General features: G+C 43.3%; 6 protein-coding genes. 3 read left to right on the top strand and 3 right to left on the bottom strand.

Features of this window, described 5'->3' with window-relative positions; translation table 11 throughout:
- Positions 1-78: 78 nt before the first annotated feature.
- The 3 genes from D2U88_RS07200 to D2U88_RS07190 are packed head-to-tail and all read right to left on the bottom strand — an operon-like array spanning position 79 to position 6054.
- Entirely contained in the window at positions 79-1404 is a 1326-nt protein-coding gene (locus D2U88_RS07200) for a c-type cytochrome domain-containing protein (RefSeq protein WP_119639713.1), read from the bottom strand.
- A 13-nt stretch (positions 1405-1417) separates the two neighbouring features.
- Positions 1418-2875 (bottom strand): DUF1501 domain-containing protein, encoded by a 1458-nt coding sequence (locus tag D2U88_RS07195; RefSeq protein ID WP_119639712.1) that lies wholly within the window; start codon positions 2873-2875, stop codon positions 1418-1420.
- Positions 2876-2880: 5 nt separating this feature from the next.
- Complete coding sequence (locus tag D2U88_RS07190; RefSeq protein WP_119639711.1) at positions 2881-6054, bottom strand: DUF1553 domain-containing protein; 3174 nt, start codon at positions 6052-6054, stop codon at positions 2881-2883.
- A 530-nt stretch (positions 6055-6584) separates the two neighbouring features.
- Between D2U88_RS07190 and D2U88_RS07185 the strand changes: the two genes are divergently transcribed.
- The 3 genes from D2U88_RS07185 to D2U88_RS07175 all read left to right on the top strand — a co-directional run bounded on the left by D2U88_RS07185 (position 6585) and on the right by D2U88_RS07175 (position 12527).
- A complete protein-coding gene (locus D2U88_RS07185) occupies positions 6585-7610 on the top strand; it encodes a LacI family DNA-binding transcriptional regulator (protein WP_119639710.1) in 1026 nt (341 codons plus the stop codon).
- 206 nt (positions 7611-7816) lie between these two features.
- On the top strand, positions 7817-11023 hold the full coding sequence (locus tag D2U88_RS07180) for a SusC/RagA family TonB-linked outer membrane protein (RefSeq protein ID WP_119639709.1): 3207 nt from the start codon (positions 7817-7819) through the stop codon (positions 11021-11023).
- A gap of 10 nt (positions 11024-11033) precedes the next feature.
- Entirely contained in the window at positions 11034-12527 is a 1494-nt protein-coding gene (locus D2U88_RS07175) for a RagB/SusD family nutrient uptake outer membrane protein (RefSeq protein WP_182859120.1), read from the top strand.
- Positions 12528-12573: the final 46 nt, after the last annotated feature.

Raw genomic sequence — 12573 nt, 5'->3', positions numbered from 1 at the left:
CCGGATGCTAGTAAGGTCGAAGATTTAAGAAATTTGCGCCGATTGTTTTTTGGGTTCTGAGTGGACATATTGTTTTTGTTATAGAATGATTTGAAGTTCAGGAGAAGTTTTATGTATCTGCTCTATGTATTCCGGTTTAATATCCGTTTTCCAAAGGTAAATTCGTTTAAGGGAGGTCAGGGGTTTTATCCAATCTTGATCTTCCACTGACAACGGGTTATTGTTCAGGTTCAAGCTCTCAAGATTTTTCAGTTCAGATAGGGCCCGGAGCCCTTGTCCGGTTATGGCATTGTCGTTCAAATGCAATTTGGTCACGTTTTTGAACTTTGAAATGCCATCCATATCCGAATCGGTCAATTTTATACCGGACAGGTCCAGCCAAGTAATGTTGTCCTTAATCTTTCCAAGAACCGAAAGACTACCCTTGGAAAGAGGGGTGTCGAATCTATGTGAAACTTCAACAAAATGATTGTCCTGTGCAATCCGCTTAATTTGCCATCCCATTCCGGTCAGGGAATCCAATACAGATTCATCCATTGGATCTACCTTGGTCCTTTCAAAGAAGGTCTTTGGACTTGTATCTACTTTATAGACTGTGGCCAAAATATGGGCTATGTTTTTATCGGGTTTCATTTGCATTACACTTTTGATGGAGTCGAACCCTTGTTCTATCCACCATTTCAAAATACTGATTTCATTGTAATCCAAAGGGGCGCCTTTCGGAGGCATAAAGTACTTGCTTTTGGATGGTAAGGTCACCCGCTTGATCAACTCACTCGACCATGGGTCTTTTTCGATCACTACACCGTGTTCGCCCCCCGCTATAAGTTTTTCATAGGTCATCATGTTCAATCCTCCCATATCTTTTTCCGTATTATGGCAGTCATAACACTTTTGCTCTAAAATAGGACGGATCAAATGCTGGAAAACAATCAATGAATCTGGGTTTTTAGCCTCTGGTACGTTGCTGTACCCATCTCCTTTGTCTCCTCGGAGTGGTTGCAATAAATAGTCGGAGCCATGGGTTAAGGACCCCCCAAAATGTCCAACGGCAAAAAGCAGCGCCCCTATGGCTACCAATATAAAGCGATAGGATTTTTTTTGCTTGTAATGTTTGGCAAATGGAGCCACAATGGCCAACAGGCATATGGATGTTCCGAGCCAACGATGCCAGGCCAAGGTATTGTTTTCGTATCCTCCGCTATTGGCCAGAAACCATCCGCATAGGGCCGCCACAATGGAGGACAGGGCGCCAAGGACAAGGACGAACATGATGACCTTTACCTGGGACTTTCCTTGATTTTTCCCCATAAACCATTCAACAAGTAGGGCCAACGTGAGAAATCCGATGGGTAAATGAACCAAAAGTGGGTGCAATCTTCCTATGAAGCCGGTTATGTCCATAATCAAGTATAGGTTATGATAGGATGTCGTTCACTATAGATCCGTGGACGTCTGTCAACCTGAATCTTCTTCCTTGAAATTTATAGGTCAGTCTTTCATGGTCTATGCCCAGCAAATACATGAGCGTAGCCTGAAAATCGTGTACATGGACCGGATTTTCGGTAATATTATAACCAAAATCATCGGTTTGGCCATGGATATAACCCGGTTTTACCCCGGCACCTGCCATCCACATCGTAAAGCACCTGGGGTGATGGTCTCTTCCATAGTTCTCCTTTGTAAGCCTTCCTTGGCTATAACTGGTCCTACCAAACTCTCCTCCCCAGATCACCAGTGTATCCTCTAGCAATCCACGCTGTTTTAGATCCAATATTAGGGCAGCGGATGGCTGATCGGTGCTCTTACATTGTCTTTGGATATCAGTAGGGAGATTGCCATGTTGGTCCCAACCTTGATGATACAATTGAACAAATTTGACATCCCTTTCAACAAGCCTGCGTGCCAGAACACAGTTGTAGGCATAAGTACCCGGAATTCTGGCTTCCGGGCCGTACATGTCCAGAATATAATCTGGTTCCTTGGTTATACTCATGGCCTCCGGTACAGAGGTCTGCATTCTATAGGCCATCTCATATTGGCTGATTTTGCTGTTCAACTCCTGGGCCCCAAGATGATCCTCGTTCAAGGTATGGAGCTTTTCAAGAGTGTCGAGGGCATTTCTTCTTGCTTGTTTTGTTATTCCATGGGGATTGTTCAAGTAAAGTACCGGGTCTTTTCCGGATCTGAACTGTACCCCTTGGTGCTGTGATGGCAAGAAACCATTGCCCCAAAGTCTGGAATATAGTGGCTGACCAAAAGGGTGAGACCTGGACAGTAGCACGGAGAATGCAGGAAGATTTTCATTATCACTGCCCAATCCGTAACTCAACCATGAACCAATTGATGGTCGGCCAGGTTGCTGGGAACCTGTTTGAAAAAAAGTGATGGCCGGATCGTGATTGATGGCCTCGGTATACATTGATCTGATAAAGCAAAGCTCATCCACAATTTTGGCCGTATGGGGCAAAAGATCGCTCACCCACATGCCATTTTTTCCATATTGTTTAAAGTTGAAGTGACTACCGGCCAAAGGAAGGGAATTCTGAAAAGCACTCATTCCGGTGAGTCTTTGTCCTTGTCTAACACTGCTTGGTAGCTCCTGTCCATTGAGTTCCCTGAGCAAGGGTTTATAATCAAAGAGATCTTGCTGTGCCGGTCCGCCACTTTGAAATAGATATATCACCCTTTTTGCCTTGGGAACAAAATGTGGCATTTGAAGGACACCACCGGACCCTCCTTTTAGCCCCGTTTTGGCTAGGGCATCAACTGGGTTCAAAAGTGACCAAAGGGCCACCGAACCAAGTCCCATTCCCATCTTGCCCAAGAAATCCCGTCTCCCCAAACCTTTTATAATATACTCTTCTTTTTCCATTGTGATCAATATTTAGTATAAACAGGGTCAAAATTCATAATGATGTTATTCACCACTGTCAGTGCCGCTATATTGGCATTTTGCTCTTTAGTGTCCAATTTGTAATCCCCAATATCCAGAAGTTGTGACATTTCCTCGGACTCTTGTTCAAAACGACTTTTTTCTTTGGTATAAAGTTCCAGCAGGGTTTCTAGTTCTTCTTCCTTTGGAAGCCTGCTGGTTAAAAGTCTAAATGCCCTTGTTATCTGATTTTCCACATTTTCATGTTCCGATTCAGCCACCCGGCTTGCCAAGACCTTTGCGGCTTCCATGTATTCCGGGCCATTGAGCATTATCAAGGGTTGAAGTGGAGTAGTGGTGGATTGTCGTCTTACCGTACACATATTTCTATCGGGAACGTCGAAGGTGATCATCGATGGCGGAGGTATCGTTCGTCTCCAATAGGTATAAAGACTCCGCCTATAAAGGTCATCACCGGTACCTCGCACATATTTATTTTCCCCTACAAATGAGGCTTTTTCCTGCCAAAGACCTTCCGGCTGATAGGGTTTAACACTAGGTCCCCCTATTTTTTCCACTAACAGGCCACTTGCCGCGAGGATGTTGTCCCGGATCATTTCGGCGGGCAATCGGTACTTGGGACCCCTGGCCAGGAGTTCATTGTTGGGGTCTTTGTCCAAGAGTTCTGGACTTGCTTTTGAGGATTGCTGATAAGTCTTTGACATGACAATCTGTTTGATCATCCGTTTGACGTCCCACCCGGATTCAATGAAATCAATGGCCAACCAGTCCAAAAGTTCTGGGTGTGTTGGTAAGCTTCCCTGACTCCCAAAATCGTTGGAGGTCTCCACAAGGCCACGGCCAAAAAGACTTTGCCACAGGCGGTTCACGACGACCCGTGAGGTTAGGGGGTTTTCTTTGCTCACCACCCATTCTGCCAACTCCATCCTTGTTTTGGGCTGTACAACGGAAGTTGACATCAGGGCATCTGGTAAACCGGGTCCCACCTGCTCGCCATGGGAATCATAATTACCTCGTTCGAGGACATATGTTGTTCGGACACTGTCTTGAATGTCCTTCATCACCATGATTTCAGGTATGCCGGATAACGTATCATTTTCCGCCTTCCTAGCTAGGGCAAGTTGCTCACGTTCAGTCTCCATCTCTTTGCTTTTCCTTAGAAGATAGAATTCCTTGAGCTGTTCATTTTGCTTAAGATTTTCCTTTGGAAGAGCCATTAATTGTTCTTTATAGTCGTTGTTTTTGGCCAAGAGGTTCATTTCAAACTGTGAGAGTTCCACATCGAAAATTTTGAATTCATCAAGGGCACCATTGGGGAAGCCTTGTGCATTGAACTGATATCCGAAAACAATGCCATATGTCCCATTTGAATTGTTGAGGTAGGGGACAATGGATTTATAAAGATTGTCCCTTAAGACTTCAAATTCCTGCAGTTTCCCGTTGATGAAAATCCGTATACCTTTAGCCTCGCTTGAACCATCGTAGGTTACACCGACATGGGCCCATTGCTCGGGAAGAAGGGGATCACAACTTCTGACCCTGATAGCGTTGTTAGGGTATCTGTGGGACATCCGCAACTCGAGCCTATTGTCTACCAGTTGCATCTCGATGCCCCGAAAGCCACCAAACTCACCTGTGGATTTGGTAAAGAAGTTGAAGGTTCCATTGGGTTCAGGAGGTTTTATATGGAAAGAATAGGAAAAGGGATCGTAGCGTTCAAAATCCATTTTGCCAGGAAAAGACAACCCGCCTCCACCATCAAACAAAACGGCTCTACCCTCTATACCCTCAATAGATTTGAATTCTTTGGAGTCCTCAAAGGGATAGCTCTCCACAGGCTCAACCAAAGGGGCATTGAACAAATCCTTAAGGTTTACCTTGTTCACCCAACCCTTAAAGTCCCCGGCAGATGATAGGGCAATGTTTTCCAAGCTTTTTCTCGATTCCTCGGTCTGGTTTTTCAGGAACAAAAGGACCTTATCTTTCTCTTCTGTGGTCAAGAGTACCGATGGGGGCTGAACTTCGGGGAAGTCTCGTTGTCCCTGTCCCATTTCGTCAACACTATTGAAAAAATAAGAGGTACTGTAGTAGTCCTTTTGTGAAATGGGGTCATATTTATGGTCATGACATCGCGCACATTCAAAACTTAGGCCCAAGAAGGCCTTGCCAAAGGTGTTGGTCCGGTCCAATACGTACTCTACCCGATACTCTTCCGCAATAATGCCCCCTTCCACATTGATAAGATGATTTCTATTAAAGCCGGTGGCTATCATTTGCTCCAGAGTTGGGTTCGGATATTTATCACCTGCCAGCTGCCACTTGATGAATTGGTCGTATGGCATGTTATCATTATAAGCATTAATGACCCAATCCCGCCAGGGCCACATCCTTCTTGGACCATCATCTTGGTAACCGTGGGTATCCGCATATCTGGCCAGATCCAACCAAGCTGTGGCCATTTTTTCACCATAAGAATCGGAAGCCAAATAGTGGTCGACCATATCTTCATATGACTTTTGTCCAGAAATGAATTGGTCCAATTCTTTAAGAGTTGGGGGTAGACCGGTAAGATCAAAGGATAATCTCCGTAACAAATTCTCCTTATTGGCCGTCAGACTGAATTCCAGACCTTCGTCCCTCAGTTTTTTCAATACAAAATGGTCAATTTCGTTGTAAGCTTCCCCGGGGTACTTGATGTCTGGTACCGGTTGTTTTTTAGGAAGTTGGAATGCCCAATGTTCTTCATATTCGGCTCCTTGGTCAATCCATTTGGCCAAAATTGCCTTTTCTCTTGAGGTAAGTTCCAAATGGGATTCGATCGGGGGCATTACCATTTCGGGATCTGCGGACATGATACGCTCAAATACAACACTTTTACCTGGTTTTCCGGGTACAATGGCATAATTTCCGGGTGTTTGTTTGAGTTCATTTAAGGCTTCCTCGCGGATATCCAAACGTAACCCGGCCTCCTGTTTGGATTTGTCAGGGCCGTGGCATGCGAAGCACTTGTCGGACAGAATGGGACGCACATGAAAGTTGTAGTCGATCAAATCGGGGATTGATTGCTCCACTGAAACCAATTCTTCTGTTTTATAATTGTGGCAGGAGACCGAAAGAATCAAACAAAAACTGATACATAATCGTAAAATCACTTTCATATGGCGTTTATTTCATTAATAACTAAATCGGTTTAGTTATCGAAAATACAATTTATCTTGTTCAAAATCCATAAAACGGCAAAAAATTAGTAAAAATAGTTCTTGATTGAAATAGGTGAATATCGAAAAACATCGATGTTTTGGTTTATGTTTTTAATTGACATTCTTTACTAAGTATGGCATTGGCACTGTATGGATCAGATCTTGTTTTATAAGTATTGGTAACTTCGAGAGGGCAGGTACTTTTTCTGCTCGGGCCGAATAACGGATACAACTTTGACCGGGCGCTCAAGAACAAAATGACAAATTCCATGGATAAGTATCCTCCAAAGTGAAAATGTTAAATTTTAGCAAAATTTTTGAGTTTTCATAAAATTATATATTTTTGATCAAATACTAAACCGATTTAGTAGAATCTAAATTATCAAATATGTATCCCTGGGGGATAGTTAAAACCAAAGGATGCGAATGATGTGGACTTGAATTATCTTTGGAAGAATATAGGCTGGTAGGCCACATTACAATTTGTATTGAAAAAATTATACTTAAAAGATATTGCCAAAAACCTTAATGTTTCCAAAACGGCGGTTTCGCTGGTGCTGAACAATAAAGGGGACGAGAATAAGATAAGCAAGGAAACCCAGGAAAGGATCATTGCTTATGTCAAAAAATATAATTATGTGCCAAACCAACTTGCACGTGGTCTGAGTAGGGGGAAAAGTGAAACGATAGGTTTGATAATCCCTAATATTTCGGATACTTTCTATGCGCAGATAGCAGGTTTTGTTGAGGCAAGGGCAATGGAGATGGGATATACGGTGGTGTTTAGTAGTTCATATGAGAAACCGGAAAAGGAATCTAAATTGATACAATCTATGTTGAATAGACAGGTAGATGGTTTGATCATATCCTCCACTCAAAAAAATGAGAAGGATATCCTAAGGTTGCAGGAAAATGATTTCCCCTTTGTTCTAATCGATAGGCATTATCCAAATTTGGATACCAATTATGTCATTGTCGATAATTTTGGTGGAATATATCATGCAACCAAACACTTATTGGATTTGGGAAGGAAAAAAATAGGTTTTGTTACGATAAAATCCGATTTGGATGCCATGCAGCAACGATTGTTAGGATATATAAAGGCCTTGGATGACCATGGGGTGGAACAAGATGGTCGATTTGTATCCGAACTGGATCAAAAAACCTATGTTACCGATATGGCAGAAATGATAAGGGCCATTACAACTCCGGAGAAAAGGGTGGATGCCCTTTTGTTCTCAACGCACTATTTGGCACGTGAGGGGTTAAGGGCACTCAATGAACTGAATATACAGATACCGGATGAGGTGGCCATAGCCAGTTTTTCCGAAATGTCGGCTTTTGATCTGGTAAATCCTCCTATAACAGCGGTTATACAACCCGTTCAAAAAATTGGGGATCTCGCCGTGGACATATTGGTTGATGAAATGAAAGGTGATCATATGATAAAAACTAAAGATAAAAGAATAGTACTTGACACGAATTTTAAAATACGGAAGTCCTGTGGGGCATGATTATAAAAATTTAAACAATAACTAAACCGGTTTAGTTAAATGATTTGGATTTTATGGATCGTGTCGACGGAAACGTTCGTTCAACATGTTAAACAATAGAGGATGGAAATAAACTAAGAACCAAAAGAACAATTGGGTCAAAATCAATCTATTGACCGAATTGTCACCAAGCAAATTAAATTTTAACAAACAAACAATTAGAAATTATGCTAAATCAATTCGTATCCTTTAAAAAGGGAACTTGTATTTTCCTTGCATACCTTTCCATAGGGTTTCTGCAAGGGATTTGGGCGGCTGTGCCCAAATCGTTCCTAGGTCCTTTGGACTTTAATAATGCATTAAGTTTAGAAAGAGAGCAGGGCCGTGAGGGTCAACAGGACATCACTATTAGAGGTACTGTGACCGATAGTGACGGAAATCCCTTGCCAGGGGCAAGTGTAGTGGAAAAAGGAACTTCCAATGGTGTTCAGACGGATTTCGACGGGAATTTCTCCATTAAGGTGGATGATGGTGCTGTTTTGGTGGTTTCGTATTTGGGTTACGTGACCCAAGAGCTGCCCATGGATGGACAGACCAATGTTACAATCACCCTTCAAGAGGATGTAGCCAGTTTGGACGAGGTAGTCATTGTTGGATATGGATCCGTTAAGCGTTCCGACTTGACCAGTGCCATCAGTACAGTCTCCGAGAGCGAGCTCGAGGAGCGCGTGACCACAAACCCACTTCAATCCCTTCAGGCCAAGGTCCCTGGATTGAACATTTATAACAATAATGGGAACCCTGGAGGGGATTTGAGTTTTAACATCAGGGGGTTTTCTTCGATAAACGGGTCCAATACGCCTTTGATTCTTGTAGATGGCGTTATCACAAACAATATTAACGGTTACCATCCTTCGGACTTTGCTTCCGTATCGGTGCTCAAGGATGCTTCGGCCACAGCCATTTATGGTGCGAGGGGAACTAATGGGGTTATTCTCTTCACTACAAAGAAAGGAAAAGAAGGAGGTTTCAATGTTACCTATGATGGTAATTTAAGTATTGGTGTTGCCGCAAGGGAAATAGAAATGTTGGATGCCGACGGCTATATGGAACTCTTCAAAAGAATGTGGGAATACGATCCGGCGAGAGGCTCATATGACGAGGTCATAAGACCAAGGCTTCATGATGATTACCCCCTTTTGTTTGATGAGAACAACGATCCGATCTATAATACCAATTGGCAAGATGAAGCATTGAGGACGGCATATTCAACGCACCATCACTTGTCCATAACCAATGGAACCGAAAAATCCCGTACTGGAATTTTCTTGGGACTCAATGACGAACAAGGGCTGTTCAAATCAGATTACCAGAAGAAGGCCACATACAGGGTAAACGTGGAATACGATTTGAGTGATTGGCTAACGGTAGGCGGAGAGCTTAACGGTTGGTCCGTAACACAACAGATAAGGAGTAATTTAGGTATAGGCGGACTCAACTTGTCCCGTACCTTGATTGAGACCCCTCCTATTTTACCAGTTCAGTTCCCTGATGGCAGTTTTGCCACGTTCCGGGACTGGGGCTATAATACCAGTGGCGAACCTGATATTTATTATTTTGAGGGGAATAATCCCGTGGCCCTATCCAATAATTCCTTGGGAGAGTCACCGGTCAGGGAATCCAATTTACGTTTTAGTGGTTTTGCACAGTTCAAGCTTTACGAGGGGTTGGAGTTTAAATCGGTTTATACCAATGAAACCCTGAATAACCTGAGCTATTCATGGAACACCTATAAGAACATTTCCGGGAATGGCTTAGGAAGTGCTAATGGCAGCACATTTAGAACTACCATATGGACGTCGGACAATTACTTCACGTACGATAAGTACTTCAACGAGAAACATCATTTCAATGCAATGTTGGGTGCCCAATGGTCTTCTTCCGATACCCATAACCTGGGGGCCAATTCTTCAGGGTACACGACCGAGTTTTTTAAATATTACAATTTGGGCGTAGGTTCCCAACCACCAACGGTCAGTTCGGCATACAGTGCATTTTCGTTAAACTCCTTTTTTGGAAGGTTGAACTATGTTTACGATGAGAAATACTTGGTTACTTTCAGTTCCCGATATGACGGTTCTTCTGTCTTCGGTGCGGATAACAAGTATTCCTTTTTCCCTTCCGGTGCCTTGGGATGGGTGGTGTCAAAGGAAAACTTCATTGCCGAAAATGAATCCCTTTCAAAACTGGTATCCTTTCTTAAGCTAAGGGGAAGCTATGGTATAACAGGTAATTCGCCTGCCCCATATTCTTCCTTGGGTACTATTGGGAACTATACCATAAACCTGAACAACCAGATTGTTAAGGGATCAGGTATTGGTGGGGCACCGAACCCTGACTTGAAATGGGAACGAACGGCCCAGCTCAACATCGGGACAGATATCCGGATGTTCAATGATCGTTTGTCCCTTACAGCGGATTGGTACAACAAGAAAACCACAGATCTTCTGTTCAATGTGCCGGTTTCCACGGTTTCTGGTTATTCCACGGTTACCTCCAATATTGGAAGTGTTCAGAACAGGGGTATAGAACTGGCTTTATCAGGTGATATAGTTAGAAACGCCGACTTTAACTGGAACATTGGAGCGGTATTTTCAAAGAACAGGAACAAGGTTCTTAAACTTGGTGCAACCGATGCAGATGTAATATCCTCCGGCTTTTTGGGCAATGCCACAATATTGAGGGTAGGTAAACCAATGGGATCTTTTATAGGCGTTGAACGATTGGGGACTTGGGGTACCGATGAGGTTGAGGAAGCGGCCAGATACGGTAAAAGACCAGGTGACATCAAAAGGAACGATGTCAATAATGACGGTCAGTTTGATGAAGCCGATATGAAATTTTTGGGAAGTCCCTTTGGCGACTATGATATGACGGTTTCCACTTCTGTTCGCTACAAGAACTGGGACATGAACATGGATATCCAGATCAGACAGGGAAACAAAATACAGAATGTGGCGGCACTTACCGTCGAGGACCGTACTTGGTATGCTTCGGGTTATGCAACGGTATTGAAAGACGCTTGGACACCTGATAATCAAAACACTATGGTCCCGGCATTGCGTATGGGGTCTGATCCCTGGAACACCGATTTTGGCAGTTTTGCGGACAGTCATTGGTTGGAAGATGGTTCTTTTGTCAGAGGAAGAAGTTTCAACCTAGGATATAGACTACCTACTGACACAGTGGACAAATTTGGGATGAAGGCCGTACGATTGTACTTTAATATGGACAATTTCTTCTTGATTGCCCATAACAGGGATTTTGACCCGGAAGCTTCTTCCTTTGGCGGAGGATATGCACAGCAAGGACAGACCTTTTATGGCACCCCTCGTCCAAGAACCTATACGTTTGGTATTAACCTTAACTTTTAAAAGATTGAAAATGAAAAAGTATGTAATTATTATATGTGTGGTTTTGGGCCTGGCTTCCTGTGAAGATTTTTTGGAAGAGGATGCAAGGAGCATGCAGACCAATGAGAATTTCTATCAGACGGAGGAGGATATTGAATCTTCCGTGAATTCGGTGTATTCATTTCTTTATGCGCCATATGCCCGTTATGGTTTTGATGATTTTCCAAGTGCAATGTTGGAAATGGTCACAGGCCAATGGAACAATGTATCCCAATATCCCGAAACAGGGTTTTACTACAATTTGACCAATACTTCGGGTAGTTCCTATGTGAAAATATTTTGGGAAAGTTGTTACAAGGGTATTGAATCCGCCAATTTGGTGATAGACAATATAGAGGGTGTCGATTTTCTGGATAACGGTGAGAAAAACAGCCTACTTGCAGAAGCACGCTTTCTAAGGGGGTACTATTATTATCTATTGGTCAATATTTTTGGGGATGTCCCCCTAAAGTTGACCTCAACGGTTTCGCCGATCAACGATGGGTTGTTGCCCAAGACCCCGATTGCAGACATCTATGATGAGGCCATTGTACCTGATTTGATCTTTGCCGAAGAAAACCTAAAATTTGCTACTCCTGTGGCAAATGGCCGGGCTTCCGTTGGAGCTGCAAAAACCCTTTTGGCCAAGGTATATCTCAGCATGGCAGGGCATCCATTGAATAGGGACAATACCATGGAGCTGGCAAGGGCAAAATCTTTGGAGGTTATGGACAGTGGTGATTTTTCCTTGTTCCAAAGTGATGGTAGCCTGACTTGGTTTGACAAGTTGAACAATGCGGATTATGACAATCTTGAAGAACATATCTGGGATTTGAACTATAACCAACCGGATTATCCAAATGGATTCAATATCTATTTCCTTCCCCAGGGAGTTGTATTCACAGAAACCGCATTTTTTCAATTTGGAGGATATTATCCTGACGAATCCTTCCTGGACAGTTACGCCAGTGAAGACTTGAGGGGAAGAAACAACATGGGTTTTTTCTATAATTCCTTTACAACAGGAGGGGAGACCTATGACTTTCCTTGGGCCGTTTACAAGTTTTTTGATAAGGGAATCTTGCAAACAGCCCCAAATAATGGTAAAAATTTCCCATTGTTGAGATATGCCGATGTGCTACTCACCTACGCCGAGGCACAGAACGAGGTGGATGGAAATCCCAACGCAACGTCCTATCAGGCAGTGAACGATATCAGGGAAAGGGCCGGTTTGGCCCCAGTATCCGGTCTAACACAGTCAGAGTTCAGAAAAGAGGTATGGAAACAAAGGTATTGGGAACTTTGTGCGGAGAACAAAACCTATTTTGATATTGTAAGGACACAAATGGTCTTTGATACACAACTAGGGGACTTTGTCCCCCTAGCCGGATTTGAATTGCCCAGTGGGGCGGTGGTGCCTGGGGATTATTTGCCTTTTCCAATACCATTGTCCGAGGTTCAGATCAATCCTTTACTGGCAGATTAGGGCATATGTATAGAAAATTCAGCCTTGAAAATTTCAAGGCTGAATT

Origin of the sequence: Flagellimonas aequoris (assembly GCF_003584165.1) — a bacterium.
Lineage (GTDB): Bacteria > Bacteroidota > Bacteroidia > Flavobacteriales > Flavobacteriaceae > Flagellimonas > Flagellimonas aequoris.
The sequence above is the reverse complement of the archived record's forward strand: the minus strand, read 5'-3'. Positions and strand labels throughout refer to the sequence as shown.